Source organism: Vreelandella massiliensis (assembly GCF_900155385.1).
In the GTDB taxonomy this organism is placed as follows: Bacteria; Pseudomonadota; Gammaproteobacteria; order Pseudomonadales; family Halomonadaceae; genus Vreelandella; species Vreelandella massiliensis.
On record NZ_LT699744.1, the window covers coordinates 249,960 to 264,977 of the forward strand.

17 protein-coding genes are annotated in these 15,018 nt (G+C 60.6%); 15 read left to right on the forward strand and 2 right to left on the reverse strand.

Annotated elements, in window-relative coordinates; all coding sequences use genetic code 11:
* Both BQ9846_RS01150 and BQ9846_RS01155 read left to right on the forward strand, forming a co-directional pair.
* Positions 1–343: LysE family translocator (locus BQ9846_RS01150; RefSeq protein WP_159437900.1), on the forward strand; the 343-nt coding region annotated here is incomplete at its 5' end.
* A gap of 167 nt (positions 344–510) precedes the next feature.
* A complete protein-coding gene (locus BQ9846_RS01155; RefSeq protein WP_075878788.1) occupies positions 511–996 on the forward strand; it encodes a glutathione peroxidase in 486 nt (161 codons plus the stop codon).
* Positions 997–1,004: 8 nt separating this feature from the next.
* Here BQ9846_RS01155 and BQ9846_RS01160 read toward each other — a convergent pair whose 3' ends face one another.
* Positions 1,005–1,394, reverse strand: coding sequence for a DUF7079 family protein (locus BQ9846_RS01160; protein ID WP_075878789.1), 390 nt, complete (start codon positions 1,392–1,394; stop codon positions 1,005–1,007).
* Between the two features lie 175 nt (positions 1,395–1,569).
* Here BQ9846_RS01160 and fabV point away from each other — a divergent pair, with 175 nt between their 5' ends.
* Together fabV and BQ9846_RS01170 are read left to right on the forward strand one after the other, a co-directional pair.
* Entirely contained in the window at positions 1,570–2,766 is a 1,197-nt protein-coding gene (gene fabV / locus BQ9846_RS01165; protein WP_075878790.1) for an enoyl-ACP reductase FabV, read from the forward strand.
* A gap of 41 nt (positions 2,767–2,807) precedes the next feature.
* Positions 2,808–3,017 carry a hypothetical protein gene (locus BQ9846_RS01170; RefSeq protein ID WP_075878791.1) on the forward strand — a complete coding sequence of 70 codons (210 nt, stop codon included), beginning with the start codon at positions 2,808–2,810 and terminating at the stop codon, positions 3,015–3,017.
* An 86-nt stretch (positions 3,018–3,103) separates the two neighbouring features.
* On the opposite strand, the gene BQ9846_RS01175 is transcribed toward BQ9846_RS01170, so the two are convergent.
* On the reverse strand, positions 3,104–3,898 hold the full coding sequence (locus BQ9846_RS01175) for an SDR family NAD(P)-dependent oxidoreductase (RefSeq protein WP_075878792.1): 795 nt from the start codon (positions 3,896–3,898) through the stop codon (positions 3,104–3,106).
* A gap of 201 nt (positions 3,899–4,099) precedes the next feature.
* On the opposite strand from BQ9846_RS01175, the gene vapB reads away from it, so the two are divergent.
* The 11 genes from vapB to BQ9846_RS01230 all read left to right on the forward strand — a co-directional run bounded on the left by vapB (position 4,100) and on the right by BQ9846_RS01230 (position 15,017).
* Entirely contained in the window at positions 4,100–4,330 is a 231-nt protein-coding gene (gene vapB, locus BQ9846_RS01180; protein WP_075878793.1) for a type II toxin-antitoxin system VapB family antitoxin, read from the forward strand.
* Entirely contained in the window at positions 4,330–4,740 is a 411-nt protein-coding gene (vapC, locus tag BQ9846_RS01185) for a type II toxin-antitoxin system tRNA(fMet)-specific endonuclease VapC (RefSeq protein ID WP_075878794.1), read from the forward strand. Before vapB ends, vapC begins: the two co-directional genes overlap by 1 nt.
* Before the next feature lie 121 nt (positions 4,741–4,861).
* A complete protein-coding gene (locus tag BQ9846_RS01190) occupies positions 4,862–6,094 on the forward strand; it encodes an aspartate aminotransferase family protein (RefSeq protein ID WP_075878795.1) in 1,233 nt (410 codons plus the stop codon).
* On the forward strand, positions 6,091–7,161 hold the full coding sequence (locus BQ9846_RS01195; protein ID WP_075878796.1) for an arginine N-succinyltransferase: 1,071 nt from the start codon (positions 6,091–6,093) through the stop codon (positions 7,159–7,161). The genes BQ9846_RS01190 and BQ9846_RS01195 overlap by 4 nt, the downstream gene beginning before the upstream one ends.
* Positions 7,161–8,192, forward strand: a complete 1,032-nt coding sequence (gene astA, locus BQ9846_RS01200; protein WP_075878797.1) for an arginine N-succinyltransferase — start codon at positions 7,161–7,163, stop codon at positions 8,190–8,192. The genes BQ9846_RS01195 and astA overlap by 1 nt, the downstream gene beginning before the upstream one ends.
* Positions 8,193–8,230: 38 nt before the next feature.
* Entirely contained in the window at positions 8,231–9,703 is a 1,473-nt protein-coding gene (gene astD / locus BQ9846_RS01205) for a succinylglutamate-semialdehyde dehydrogenase (protein ID WP_075878798.1), read from the forward strand.
* Positions 9,700–11,109 (forward strand): N-succinylarginine dihydrolase, encoded by a 1,410-nt coding sequence (locus tag BQ9846_RS01210; RefSeq protein ID WP_075878799.1) that lies wholly within the window; start codon positions 9,700–9,702, stop codon positions 11,107–11,109. Before astD ends, BQ9846_RS01210 begins: the two co-directional genes overlap by 4 nt.
* A 58-nt stretch (positions 11,110–11,167) precedes the next feature.
* Positions 11,168–12,103 carry a DMT family transporter gene (locus tag BQ9846_RS01215; RefSeq protein ID WP_075878800.1) on the forward strand — a complete coding sequence of 312 codons (936 nt, stop codon included), beginning with the start codon at positions 11,168–11,170 and terminating at the stop codon, positions 12,101–12,103.
* Positions 12,100–13,422, forward strand: coding sequence for a DUF2252 domain-containing protein (locus BQ9846_RS01220; RefSeq protein ID WP_075878801.1), 1,323 nt, complete (start codon positions 12,100–12,102; stop codon positions 13,420–13,422). Before BQ9846_RS01215 ends, BQ9846_RS01220 begins: the two co-directional genes overlap by 4 nt.
* A gap of 48 nt (positions 13,423–13,470) precedes the next feature.
* The gene (locus tag BQ9846_RS01225; RefSeq protein ID WP_144049360.1) at positions 13,471–14,184 is read left to right on the forward strand and encodes a trimeric intracellular cation channel family protein; all 714 of its coding nucleotides are present in this window, start codon (positions 13,471–13,473) and stop codon (positions 14,182–14,184) included.
* Between the two features lie 119 nt (positions 14,185–14,303).
* On the forward strand, positions 14,304–15,017 hold the full coding sequence (locus BQ9846_RS01230; protein WP_075878802.1) for a DUF3581 family protein: 714 nt from the start codon (positions 14,304–14,306) through the stop codon (positions 15,015–15,017).
* The last annotated feature ends 1 nt before the right edge of the window (position 15,018 follow it).

The following is a 15,018-nucleotide window of genomic DNA, read 5'->3' on the forward strand; positions in this document are numbered from 1 at the left end:
GGCGGGTAGAGCCGGGGCGGTGCGGGCAGAGGCGGCGCTCACGACCACGCCCCAGGCGGCGCGCGAGGGCGTGCTGGTGGCGCTGAGCAATCCCAAGCTTATCTTGTTTTTTGTGGCACTGTTGAGCCAGTTTGTGTCGCCTGAAATGAGCCCGGCGGCGAAAGCGATTATTGTGTTGACGGCGATGATCATCGATGGCGCCTGGTACGTGCTGGTGGCGCTTATGCTCTCGCATTCGCGCGTGCTGCCATGGCTGCAACAGCATGCCCACTGGATCAACCGTGCCACCGGGGTGATGCTGCTCGCGTTGGCGCTACGCGTCTTGCTGGGGCCTTGGGTTTAACCGAGCGGGCTAGCTTCATACCGCCAGCGCTTGGTGCGGCTGAAAACTGGCGTGATCTTCGGCGGCGTGGCAGGGTAAGCGCTATAGTATAAGCACCGTGTTGCAAGGACTGTGTTGCAAAGACTGTGTTTAAAGATTGTGCCACTTGTTGCCAGAATGGGTCTGCTATGAGCATCTACGAGCATGATTGTTACACCCACGAAGGGCAGCCGTTTAACCTGCGCGCGCTACAAGGCCAAGTGCTGCTGGTGGTCAATGTCGCAAGCCAGTGCGGTTTTACCCCGCAGCTAAAAGAGCTGGAAACGCTCTATCAGCGCTACCGTGAGCGCGGCTTGACGGTGCTGGGATTTCCCTGCAATCAATTTGGTCGCCAAACCCCCGAGGACGCTGAAGCCTTTTGCACGTTTGCCAAGCGGGAATATAGCGTCGAGTTCCCCCTGATGGAAAAAGTGAAGGTCAACGGCCCTGACGCTCACCCGCTCTTTGTTCAGCTCAAAAAAGAAGCGCCCGGCGTGATGGGCACCAAAGCGATCAAATGGAACTTCACCAAGTTTCTCGTCGGGCGGGATGGCCATGCGGTGGCCCGCTTTGGGCCAAAAGCCCATGGGCCGGCCTTAGAGAGAGAGTTGGAGCGCGCGCTCGACGCCGAGTAAATGTGCGCTCAAAAAGGGCGCTCGCCGCGGGCGACCAGCACCCGCTGCATCAACTCGTGCCAGCGGTGGCGCACCATCATGGTGGTAAGGCCGGAAAACAGCGCCCAGCTCTTACGCCGCCAGCCGGTTAAGCGCAGATTGTGGCTGACCAACTGCTTCATGAGCTTGTAATCGTCGTATTCGCGCCACTCGCTGGCAATCGAGAGCTGGTGGCGCGACATGACCGGCGCGAGCTCCAGGCGAAACATCCACTCCAGCTCTTTCAGCGTCATATCATGGCGCTGAATCTCTTCGACCATGGCGGCAAAATCACGCTCGCTGGGCTCACGGTCGAGCCACAAGGGGGCCAGCGCCAACCATAAATCTCCGCGTTCATCGACCAACTGCTGTGCGTTCATGCCTTGCCTCTTTGCGCCCGTGTTTCGCCCGCTATCCTGCCGGGAATACGTGGCCATCTCAACCAGAAACCGCCTCTTCATTCCCGCAGGGGCGGACAGCGCAGCCGTTGGCGGCTAGAATAAGGCCACTGTTTATTTTAGCGCCTAACGGCAACACTGGATAACGAGGTTCGATGTGATTATTAAACCCAAAGTGCGCGGCTTTATCTGCACCACGACTCATCCGAAAGGCTGCGAGCAGAACGTTCGCGAGCAGATCGAAGCGACCCGCGCGCGCGGGCTGGATAAAAACGCCGGGCCCAAGAAAGTCCTGGTGATTGGCGCTTCAAGCGGTTATGGCTTGGCAGCGCGCATTACCGCGGCGTTTGGCTACGGCGCCGACACCCTGGGGATATTTTTTGAAAAGCCGGGTAGCGAGAAAAAGCCGGGCACGGCGGGTTGGTACAACAGCGCCGCGTTTGACAAGTTCGCCAAAGAGGAAGGGCTCTACAGCAAGTCCATCAACGGCGATGCGTTCTCGCACGAGGCGCGGGAAAAAGCCATCCAGCTGATCAAGCAGGACATGGGCGAAGTGGATCTGGTGGTCTACTCGCTGGCCTCGCCGGTGCGCAGGCTCCCCGATAGCGGCGAGGTCAAGCGCTCAAGCCTCAAGCCGATTGGCGAAACGTATCGCGCCACCGCCATCGACACCAACAAAGACGCCATCATGGAAACCGAAGTGGAGCCGGCGACACAGCAGGAGATCGACGACACCATCGCGGTGATGGGCGGCGAAGATTGGGAGCTATGGATGGAGGCGCTGGATAAAGCGGGCGTATTGGCACAAGGCGCGCGCAGCGTGGCGTTTAGCTACATCGGCACCGAGATCACCTGGCCGATTTACTGGCACGGCGCCTTGGGTAAAGCCAAGGAAGACCTGGACCGCGCCGCCGGCGAGATCGATAAAAAGCTTAACGAGAAGGGCGGTGGCGCCAACGTAGCCGTGCTGAAATCGGTGGTGACCCAGGCAAGTGCCGCGATCCCCGTCATGCCGCTCTATATCGCCATGGTGTACCGCATCATGAAAGAGAAGGGCCTGCACGAAGGCACGATCGATCAGCTTAATCGTCTGTTCGACGAGAAGCTTTACGGCGCTGATGCAAGCACCGACGATGCGGGCCGCATTCGCCTGGATGACTGGGAGCTGCGCGATGACGTCCAGCAGGCGTGCAAGGATCTGTGGCCGGAAGTCACCACCGACAACTTATTCGACATTACCGACTATGCTGGGTATAAGCACGAGTTCTTGAAGCTGTTTGGCTTTGAGCGTGACGACGTTGATTACGATGCCGATGTGAACCCGGTCGTGGAGTTCGATGTCGTCCAGTTGTGAGAACCTCGTGTGTCTCTTAACCAGACGTCGGGAGGTATCTTATGGATACCCGAGAAAGCAAGACACCGGAAGAAGTGAAAGAGCATCTGAGGAACGAGCTGATACCGGAGGATTACGAAACCTCCGAGCCCGAAAGCCAGCCCGAGGCAAAAACGCCTTCCGATGGCATACACAAAGTACTGCCGCTGATCATTATCGGGGTGGGTATTTTGGTGGTGGCGCTTTTGTACTTTGGCGGCGGGGCTGATTAACCGCCGCTCTCCGCGACAAACGTAAGGCCGGGCTTATTAGCCCGGCCTTTTCGTACGTCACATGCGTATTGCGTTTGAAAAAGCGTTTACGTGAGCGTGTCCACGATGCCGCCTTCCACCCGCAGGGCCGCGCCGGTCGTGGCACTCGCTTGAGGAGAAGCGACGTAGACGCTCATGTTGGCGACCTCTTCGGGGGTGGCCAGGCGCTGAATAATCGATGACGGCCGGTTCTCTTGCACAAAGCGAGCTTCAACTTCCTGCTGCGAGACGCCCTCTTTTTCGGCCATGTCGGCAATCATGTTAAGCACGCCTTCCGAGCGTGTGGGCCCGGGGAGAATCGCGTTAACGGTGACCTGGGTGCCGCTGAGTACCTTGGCAAGCCCGCGCGACACCGAGAGCACGGCCGATTTGGTCATGCCGTAATGGACCATTTCGCTGGGGATATTAATGCCCGACTCGCTGGAGAGAAACTGGATGCGCCCCCAATCGCGCTCGCGCATGCCCTGCGCGTAGTGACGGGAGAGGCGTACTGCGCTCATGATGTTAACGTCAAAAAACTGCTGCCAGGTGGCGTCATCGACCTCGAAAAAGTCCTGCGGGGCGAAGATGCCTAGGTTATTGACCAAAATATCGGTATCGGGCTGCTGCGCAATAAGCGTTTGGCACCCTTCCGCGGTGCCTAAATCCGCAGCGACTCCTTCTATTTTAGCGTTGGGCGTGCTTTTCTTCAGGGCCTCGATCGCCTCGTCGACCCGCGCTTGAGTGCGCCCGGTGATGACGACTTTGGCCCCCGCGTTGGCCAGCCCTTTGGCAATGGCAAAGCCAATGCCTGCCGTGGAGCCGCTGATGATGGCGTGCTTACCGCTCAGGTCAATATGCATACGTCTTCTCCTCTAGCGTTCGGGGTTAATACGCTGATAGGTGTAATAGCCTACTTTGACTATGGGGCATTTCAGCGCTTCTTCAAGGCGACGGTCTTGATCGGCCTGGGGAGCGATAGAGTGGTTTGTATATGCTTTTGACATATCCCAGTTTTCGGCTATGTTGGGATATACATTTGGCATATCCATCGAGGGTTGATCATGGAGCAAGGGGCTGTATTTAAGAGCAATCGGAGCCAGGCGGTACGCCTTCCTAAGTCGCTGGCGCTGCCTGAAGGCGTCAAGCGTGTCGATATTGTCGCGATTGGTCGTGCGCGCATTCTCACACCCGCAGGAGAAGCATGGGATAGCTGGTTTGAGGGTGATGGTGTTTCAGGCGATTTCATGTCGTCGAGGGAGCAGCCGTCCGCCCAGGAGCGCGAGGCGCTCTGATGCTCAAGTTCATGCTCGACACTAATATCTGCCTCTTCACGATTAAGCATCGCCCGCAAGAGGTGCGCGAGACATTCAAACTGCACCATGGGCAGATGTGCATTAGCTCTGTCACGTTGATGGAGCTGATCTATGGCGCCGAGAAATCTGCTTTTCCTGAGCGGAATCTAGGCGTCGTAGAAGGGTTTGCGGCTCGATTGGACGTATTGGACTATGACGAGGCTGCTGCAGCGCACACAGGCCAGCTCCGAGCCGAACAAGCAAAAGCAGGTAAGCCAATAGGTCCTTTTGACCAAATGATTGCGGCCCATGCTCGCTCAAAGGGACTGACTCTTGTCACGAACAACATGCGAGAGTTTCAGCGGGTTCCTGGTTTGCGCACGCAAGACTGGGTAAAGCCCGGCCAGTGATCCAGTAAATGTTAACGCTGTCATGTGGCACTTCGTGGGGCATAATTTTCGCCTCACCGAGAAACCGGTTAACCTAGTCAGCGTCTTTTTTATTTACGTCCCCCACTGGAGGTAGCGTCCCATGAGCCACACCCCGAGCCGTCAGGATTTTGATCACTACATGGCGCCCAACTACGCCCCGCAGCAGGTGGTGCCGGTGCGCGGTGAGGGGAGTTGGCTCTGGGACCAAGAGGGCAAGGCGTATATCGATTTCGCCGGGGGCATCGCGGTGAACGCGCTGGGTCACTGCCATCCGGTGCTGGTCGAGGCGTTAAAAGCCCAGGCCGACACGCTCTGGCACGTCTCCAACGTCTTTACCAACGAGCCGGCGATGAAGCTGGCCAAAGCGTTGGTTGAGCGCACCTTCGCCGACAAGGTGTTTCTCTGCTCCTCCGGGGGCGAAGCCAATGAGGCTGCGCTCAAACTCGCCCGCCGCTACGCCGTCGAGCACCACGGGGAGCACAAAGATAAAATCATCTCGTTTTATCACTCCTTCCACGGCCGCACCTTTTTTACCGTGAGTGTGGGCGGCCAGCCCAAGTACTCCCAAGGCTTTGGCCCGGTGCCGGGCGGCATTCTGCACGCCGAGTTCAACGACTTAGAGAGCGTGCGCAAGCTCATCGGCGACGACACCTGCGCGATCATGGTCGAGCCGATGCAGGGCGAGGGTGGCATCGTGCCCGCCGATCCGGCGTTTTTACACGGATTGCGCGAGCTGTGCGACGACCACCAAGCACTGTTGATTTTCGACGAGGTGCAGACCGGCGTGGGCCGCAGCGGCGAGCTCTACGCTTACCAAAACTACGGCGTTACCCCGGATATTCTCACCAGTGCCAAATCGCTCGGCGGTGGCTTTCCGATCGGCGCGATGCTCACCACCGACGCCATCGCCACGTCGCTGGCGGTGGGTACTCACGGTTCCACCTACGGCGGCAATGCGCTCGCCTCGGCGGTGGCGCTGGCGGCGGTGGAATTTATCGACACGCCCAAGGTGCTGGAGGGCGTGAAAAAACGCCACGCTCTGTTCCGTGAGCATTTGGAGGCCATTAATCGCAAGCACGGTGTGTTTAAGGAGATCCGTGGCATGGGGCTTTTGCTGGGTGCGCAGATGACGGCGGAGTACGAAGGCCGGGCGAAAGACATCCTGCCGCTGGCGATTGAGGAGGGGCTCATGGCCCTGATCGCCGGCCCCAACGTGCTGCGCATGGCCCCTTCATTGGTGATCCCCGAGGCGGATATTCACGCAGGGATGGCGCGCCTAGAGCGTGCGATTGCGCGCTTGGTCGCTCAAGAGTCAAGGACTGCCGAAGGATGAACCTCATCCGCCCCGTTGAGACGCGCGACCTTGACGCCCTGGCGCGATTGGCGGAAAGCGCCACGCCACGGCTCACCAATCTACCCGCCAGCCGTGAACGGCTAGCGGAGCGCATCGCGCGCTCCCAGCAAGCGTTCAGCGACGAGGTAACGTCACCTGGCAACGAGCACTATATGTTCGTGCTGGTAAGAGCCGACGCCAAGGCGGGAGCAGCGGAGGAGGTGCTAGGGACCGCCACCGTTCGCGCTAAGGCGGGCGCGACGGAGGCTTACTACACCTATCGCCAGGAGACGCTGATACACGCCTCCCAGCAGCTTAACGTGCGCCGGGAAGTCAAAACCCTCTCGCTCTCCCATGAGGTCTCCGAGGCCACGCTGCTGTGCGCGCTCTCGCTTGACCCGTGCTACAAAGGCACTCACGCGGAAAGCCTTTTGCGCCGGGCACGGCTGATGTTGATCGCCCAGTACCCCGAGCGCTTCTCGCGCACGCTGGCGGTGGCGTTTCCGGGCTATCTTGATGACCAGTCGCGTTCGCCGTTTTGGGAGAGCGTCGGGCGCCACTTTTTCGCCCGCGGCTTTCAGGAGATGAATCACATCGCCGGGGTGCGCTCGAAGAGCTTTATCGCCGAGGTCATGCCGCAGTTTCCGCTCTATTTGCCGCTGCTCGCAGGCAGTGCCCGCGCCGCCATTGGGCGTGAGCACCCGGCCCATGAAAAGGCGCTGGCCGAGCTGCTCGACGAGGGCTTTGTGCGCTCGCGTCACGTGGATATTTTCGACGCCGGGCCGGTCGTTGAAGCCGAGCGCGAACGGCTCGCCACATCCCGTCGCGCGGCGTGGCATCCGGTGCGGATTTATCATGAGCGCTTGCCTGACAGAAAACCGGCGATGGTCGCCAACCAGGGGTGCCGTACCTTTCGCTGTGTTGTCGCGCCCTACGTGCGCTCGTCCACGGGCCAGCTTTGGCTCTCCCCCGCGCATGCTAAACAGCTAGGGGTGGAAGAGGGAAGTGCCGTGCTGGCCGCGCCATTAACCCTGCCAAGCGCCACCTTTGATGAAGGAGAGCGGTAATGCGTCTTCGCCCCATTGCCCGCGATGACTTGGAGGCGCTTCAGGTGCTGGCGCGCGAGACCGGTGTGGGGTTTACCTCCCTACCGGATAACCGCGAGTTCCTGGCCAGCAAGATCGAAACCGCCGCCCGCGCGTTTGAGCAGCGCACGCCCAAAGATGACCGGCTCTACTTTTTTGTCTTGGAAGACGAATCCAACGGTGACTTGGCGGGCTGCTGCGCCATCGAGGGGCAGGTTGGCCGCGAAGTGCCGTTCTATAACTACCGCTTGGGGACGCTTGCGCACTCTTCGCAGCAGCTGGATTTGCACCGCACCATCGACACGCTGTTTTTAAGCTCCGACCACACCGGCGATGCCGAGGTCTGCTCGCTGTTTCTGCGCGAAAAGTACCGTGGCGAAGCCAACAAGCACCTGCGCAACGGCGCGCTGCTGTCGAAAGCGCGCTGGCTGTTTATCGCCCAGTTTCGTGATCAGTTCCCGGAGAAGGTGCTGGCGGAAATGCGCGGCGTGTTCGATGAGCACAGTAAAAGCCCGTTCTGGGAGAGCCTGGGCAAGCACTTCTTCCCCATGGATTTCGATGAGGCCGACCGCTTGACTGGCCTGGGCCAGAAGAGCTTTATCGGCGAGTTGATGCCCAAATTTCCCATCTACACCACCTTTATGAGCGAGCAGGCGCGTGCCTGTATCGGTCAGGTTCATCGCGATACTCGGCCGGCGCTGGCAATGCTCAAAAAAGAGGGGTTACGCTGGGAAGGGTATATCGATATTTTTGACGGCGGTCCCACGGTGGAAGCCTATATTGATGATGTGCGCGCGATTCGCAATTCGCGCCTCTATCAGGTGGTGGTATCAGCCAGCGCTCCCCAAGAGAGCGTTAGCCGCTGGCTGGCCGCGACCACCGATATGCTCACCTTTACCGCGGGCTGGGTCGGGCGCGCGCCTGGCGATGATGGCGTTATTGTGCTGAGCGAGCCGGAAGCGGCTCGGCTAGGCGTGACCAACGGCGATACCCTGCGCGTACTCGACACCTAGCCGAAGCGGATAGGGTAGATGACATCTAGGAGCATTTTATGCACGCCCAACAGCAGCAACTGATCAACGGTGCCTGGATCGCGGGCAGCGCTGAATCTTTCAGCAAACGCGATGGCGTCTCTGGTGCCGAACTTTGGCAGGGAAACGCCGCTTCCAGCGAGCAGGTGGCAGGAGCGGTGGAGGCCGCGCGGGGAGCTTTCCCGGGCTGGGCGCGCACGCCTTTCGCCGAGCGCCAAGCGCTGGCCCAGCGCTTTGTCGAAGCGTTGAAGCAGCACAGCGAGGCGCTGGCGGTGGCGATCGCCAGTGAGACCGGCAAGCCACTCTGGGAAGCACGCACCGAAGTGGGCGCGATGGTCGGCAAGGTGGCGCTGTCGATTAAGGCCTACCATGAGCGTACCGGCGAGCGCGAAAAAGACGTTGGCGGCGCGAAAGCAGTGCTGCGTCATCGCCCCCACGGCGTGATGGCGGTCTTTGGCGCCTACAATTTCCCCGGCCACCTGCCCAATGGCCATATCGTGCCAGCGCTGTTGGCGGGGAACACGGTGGTCTTTAAACCCAGCGAGCAAACCCCGCTCAGCGCCGATTTAACCCTGCAGTGCTGGCTGGACGCCGGTCTGCCCGCCGGGGTGATTAACCTGGTGCAGGGTGGCGTCGCGGTCGGGCAGGCGTTGGCGGGAAGTCGCGACATTGATGGGCTGCTCTTTACCGGTAGTGCCCAGGTGGGCGGCATGCTGCATCGCCAGTTTGCCGGGCAGCTGGATAAAATTCTCGCGCTGGAACTGGGGGGCAACAACCCGCTGGTGGTGAAAGATGTTCCCGACCAGCGTGCCGCGGTGCTCACCATTTTGCAGTCGGCGTTTCTCTCCGGCGGGCAGCGCTGCACCTGTGCGCGGCGCTTGATCGTGCCCCAAGGCGCTGTCGGCGACCGGTTGATTGAGGCGCTCGCTGATGCGATCGCCAAGCTGCACGTGGCCGGGCCTTTTGAGGAAGCGCCCGCGCCGTTTTACGCCGGTTTGGTGAGCGTGGCCGCCGCCGATGGCCTGCTCAAGGCCCAGGAAGCGCTTGAAGCGCAGGGCGCGACGGTGATCAACCGCATGCAGCGGTTAAAAGAGCACACCAGCCTGGTAAGCCCCGCGCTGATCGATGTCACCGGCTTGGAGGTGCCCGATGAAGAGCACTTTGGGCCGCTTTTGCAAGTTCACCGCTATAGCGACTGGGACGACGCGTTGCGGCTCGCCAATGACACCCGTTACGGGCTTTCCGCCGGCTTGATCGGCGGTGAAAAAGCCGATTGGGACGACTTTTTACTCCGCGTTCGCGCGGGCATCGTGAACTGGAATCGCCAAACCACGGGCGCCTCCGGCGATGCCCCCTTCGGTGGCGTGGGAGAGAGCGGTAACCATCGCCCCAGTGCGTTTTATGCCGCCGACTACTGCGCCTATCCGGTGGCCTCCATGGAAACCGATACCCTGGAAATGCCCGACACGCTGCCCCCGGGAGTCAACTTATGAGCCGTGTTCCTCTGCCAAATGTTCAGGAAGTGAATTTTGATGGGCTGGTGGGGCCGACCCATAACTACTCGGGGCTAGCCCTGGGTAACGTCGCCTCCATGAACCACCAAGGCCAGGTGGCCAACCCCAAGGAGGCCGCGCTGCAGGGGATTTTGAAAATGCAGTCGCTGATGGAGGCCGGCTACGCTCAAGGCGTGCTGCCCCCTCAGCAGCGCCCGGATATTGGCGCGCTGCGCGACTTAGGCTTTCGCGGGAGCGACCGCGAGGTGCTGGCGCATGCCGCGCGTGAGGCGCCGCCACTACTGCGCGCGGTCTGCTCGGCCTCCAGCATGTGGAGCGCCAACGCCGGCACCGTGACGCCCAGCGTGGATGCCCCGGATGGCCGGGTGCATTTCACTCCGGCGAACCTGCAGTCGAGTTTTCACCGCTTTCTTGAGCCGTTCACCACCGCCCGCGTGCTGCAGGCGATTTTTCACGACGAGCAGCGCTTTGCTCACCACCCGGTGCTCCCCGCCACGCCGGCATTCGCCGACGAGGGCGCGGCCAACCCGGTGCTCCCCGCCACGCCGGCATTCGCCGACGAGGGCGCGGCCAACCACACCCGCTTGTGCGGCGCGCACGGCGAGCCGGGCGTGCATCTGTTTGTCTATGGCCGCCGGGCATTTGGCGGCGGGCGCGAACCTAAGCGCTTTCCTGCACGCCAGACGCTGGAAGCCAGCCAAGCCGTGGCGCGCCAGCACGGGCTAACGGAGGCGCAAACGGTGTTTGCTCAGCAGCACCCCGATGCCATTGATGCGGGTGTCTTTCACAACGATGTGATTGCGGTGGGCAATGGCCCCGTGCTGCTTTACCACGAAATGGCGTTCTTGGACGAGGAGCGCACCCTGGATGAGTTGCGCGCCAAGATGAGCACGCCCCTGATTCCGGTGCGCGTGCCGCTGGAAGCGGTCAGCCTTGAAGACGCGGTGGCGTCTTACCTGTTCAACTCGCAGCTCCTCTCTAACCCGGATGGCAGCATGACGCTGGTGGTGCCCGGCGAATGCCAGGAGCGCGAAGCGGTGTGGCGCACCCTCCAGGATTACCTGCTCGCGGGCCATAACCCAATCAGCGAAGTGGTCGTGAAAGACCTCAAGCAGAGCATGCGAAACGGCGGCGGTCCCGCTTGCCTACGCTTGCGGGTGGCGTTATCAGAGGCGGAGCAGACGGCGCTCAGCGGTCGCACGCTGCTGACCCCAACGCTGGTGGCGGATTTGACCGCGTGGGTGAATCGCCATTATCGCGACCGCTTGGCCCCGGAAGACCTCGCCGACCCGCTGCTTGCCGAGGAGTCGCTTACCGCGCTGGATGAGCTCACGCAGCTTTTACAGCTTGGCGCGATCTACCCGTTTCAGCTCAATCACGCATAGTCGGCATTATCCCGGTAACGCGGGCAATCCCAACGTGCCATCGCCTGGAGTCTGAGCCATGTATATCGGCAGTATTTTTGTTGCCCTCGCCGCCCTGTTTTGGGGGATTACGGGGGCGATCGCCACGCAGCTGATGGCGCTAGGGTGGGATGCCGCCCTGGTGTCGCTATGCCGCGGCGCGATCGGGCTTCTGTGTTTTCTCGCTTGGTTGGCCTTGCGGCCGCAACAAAGTGGCCTATCCAACCCCCAGCTGTGGAAATGGTCGTTGCTGGCCGGTCTGGGTGTGGCGGGCAACTTTACGTTTTATTTTCTTAGCATCGCGGAAGGCAGCATCGCGATCGCGGCGACGTTGATGTACTGCGCGCCGGTGTTTGTCTACCTGGTATCGTTTGCCCTGAAGATTGAGCGCCCAACGGTGATTAACTGCGGCGCTATTTTACTGGTGATGCTGGGTATCGTGCTGCTTACCCGTCTTTATGATGTCAGTGCCGGGGATGTCACGGCGACGGGGATCGTCACCGGCCTGCTTGCCGGGCTCTCCTATACGCTGTTTATCTTTGGCTTTAAGCATGCGTCGGTGCACGGCAGTAACCAGGCGAGTTTGAGTATTTCCTTTGTCGTGATGGTGGGGGTGATGAGCGTTTGGTCCGGTCTTCGCACGGGGTTTGCGCTACCGGCGCTCGATTCCCAAACATTTGCGCTGCTGGCGGGCCTTGGCTTTCTCGGCGCGGGGCTCTCCTTCGTGCTCTATTTTCAGGGGCTTAAGCTGAGCCTGCCGACGGTGGCGTCGATCGTGGCGCTGGTGGAGCCGGTCACGGCCACGCTGCTGGGGTATGCGATTTTTGCCCAGCAGCTCAAAGGCTTACAAATCGCCGGCATGGTGCTCATCTTGGTGACGGTCACCGCGCTGACTATCTACTCCAACTGGCAGCGCACGCGCATGCTGCGTAAGCGGGGCATTGAGATCGAGCCACCCGCTAAGGAGGTATCATGAGCCTGACGTTAACGGGGCATAACCGCCCCGCTCAAGTGATTGACGCCATACAGCAGGCCAATGCCGCGCTCTCTCGCGCCGACCGGCAGGCCAAATTCGCCAAGATGGGGGGCTCACCCTACGCGTTTTTCCGCGGCACCAACCACCTGTACTGGGATGATATCTGGCACGACTGGCGCTTTGCGCTGTTTGGCGGCTGGCCGGAAACCCAAACCTGGCTGCAGGGCGATGCCCACGCCTACAACTTCGGTGCCTACGGCCACCACGACGACCTTATCCGTTACGGCATGGATGACTTTGACGATGCCGTGATCGGGGATTACCAGTACGATGTCTGGCGGTTAGCGATCAGCGTGGTGCTGGATGCCCGGGAAAACGCTGAACTCAACCGCAAGGCCACGCGCAAGGCACTGAAAAAGCTGCTATCAGGGTATATCGACACGCTTAAGCACTACCACGAAGGCGCGCCTTTGGAGGCGGTGACTCTGGAGAGCGCCAAGGGGCCGCTGAAGCCCTTTATGCAGAAAGTGGCGAACAAGCAGAGCCGTGCCAAAATGCTGGCGAAATGGACCGAGGTAGACGAGCAGAAGGGGCGGCGCTTTGCCCGGCGCCCAGGCAAGTTGGCGAACCCGCCCGCCGATGTCGCCAGCCAGCTCAAGCGCTTGATCGAACAGGCGTATCAACAGACGCTTGCGCATCCGGTCAAAGAAGCCGACCCCGAACATTTTCGCGTCAAGGACATCGCCCGCCGCCTGGATGCCGGCACCGGCTCGTTGGGGCTTGAGCGTTACTATGTGCTGATCGAAGGCGGGCGCGATCACGAACACGACGACGTGATCCTGGATGTAAAAGAGCAGGTGGCGCCCGAGGCGTATCGGCTGATGAGCCCCGCCGATCAGCGCGCTTGGCGGCGTAGCTTTCCCAACGAAGGCATTCGCCACGCGGCAGCGTTTCACGCCATTGCCGAACACCCAGACCGCTACCTCGGTTGGCTGACGTTGCACGATAAAGTGTTCTCGGTGCGCGAGCGTTCGCCGTTCAAAAAAGACGTGCCGACCCATAAGCTCTCGGGGGCCAAATCCTACCGCAAGCTGGCGCGCCAGTGGGGCGAAATCCTCGCCCGCGAGCACCTTCGCGGCGCCCAAGCGCTTCATCAGGGTGAGCATGCCCGCTTCGCTCAGGCCGTCTCCGAGCGACTGGAGGATCGAGAAGCGGCGTTTATCGACGTGGTGACCACGCTAGCGCACGCCTACGCCGACTGTGTGGCGCAGGATCATCGCGTGTTTGTCGATCACTTCTTGGCCATGTCGCGAGCTTAAAACAGGCGGGCTTAAAACAGACGGACTTAAAAAAGAAAGGAGACGCGCTTGCCAGAGGTTGTGTATTGGCTGGATATGGCCGGAGTGATTGTGTTTGCGCTTTCCGGGGTGATTCTGGCCTGCCGCAAGCGCATGGACCCGTTCGGCATGCTGGTGCTGGCAGCGGTGACGGGTATTGGCGGTGGCACGCTGCGCGATCTGGTGCTGGGCGTGCGCCCGGTATTTTGGGTCACCGACCCCACTTACCTGTGGGTGATTTTGGCCACGGTGGGCCTCGCGTTGTTGGGCTTTCACTATATCCACCGTCTCTCGCGCGGTTTTCTGCCGGTGGCGGATGCCTTTGGGCTCGCGCTTTTCATGGTGATTGGCACGCACAAGGCGCTTTTGCTCGGTCATGCCGGCGTGGTGGCGGTATTGATGGGCATGATGACCGGTGTGGCGGGCGGCATGGTCCGTGATGTTCTGGCCCAGCGCGTTCCCATGGTGCTGCGCGAGGAGATTTACGCCACCGCGGCCATCGCCGGCGGGAGTGTCTACGTCTTACTTCATAGCTTGAGCGCGCCCTTTATGCTGACGATGAGCGCTGCGCTAGCGACGACGCTGGCACTGCGGCTGGCGGCGATTTACTGGCACCTGTCGTTGCCGGTGTTTGCTTGGGTGACGCTGCCACCCAAGGCGTCGAGCGAGGTGCAGCCGCTCTCGACGCCGCAGAAAGCAAAAGAGCGCGTGCGTATGATACGGCGCGAGCGTAAGCGCCACTGAAAAGCGTAGTGTCACTGAAGCGCCGTAAATCGCTCCTTTTGGGTGCGGTTTTGTGGCATGATGCGCGCCGTTGTTTATGTTGGACGTTTAACTTTAACGCTAGGCAGGCAGCAAACGCCATGTTCAAGGATTTTTACGCACAGCGCGGAGAGTATGTGGTGATCTCCGCCGAGCAGGCCAGCCGCTTCGCCAAGGGCGTTGCCGGTGACTATAACCCCATCCATAACCCCGATGCGCGGCGCTTTTGTGTGCCGGGCGACTTGCTTTTCGCGCTGGTGCTTGAGCGCTTCGGGCTGTCGCAAACCATGGATTTTCGCTTTTTGAGCATGGTGGGGGCCGATACGCCGCTGCGTTTTGATGAGGCGAATGACGGCACGATCCACGTCAGCGATGAAGCCGGTAAGTGCTATTTAGAGGCGACCCGCAGTGGTTCGACCACCCACGAAGAGGCGGCCGTCGATGCGTTCGTGCGCTGTTACGTGGCGTTTTCGGGAAAAAACTTCCCGCACTACTTGAAGCCATTGATGGAAGCGCACGGAGTGATGTTTAACCCCAAGCGTCCGCTGGTGATTTACGACAGCATGGGGTTCACTCTGGAACGGCTAGACGGACTCTCGCCCGATTTGGCTCTGACGCGCTCATCGCTTGAGGTGTTGGGCAAGCGCGCCGATGCGCTGTTGGAGTTCTCGATTCAATCCGACGGCAATCCAGTGGGTGTGGGGTCGAAAAAGCTCGTGGTCAGCGGTCTTTGCGATTACGACCCCGAGGCGATGGAGGCGATTGTCGCTGAATTTTACCGCCTTAAAGCCGCTTACGAAGCCTCCAATCGCTAGG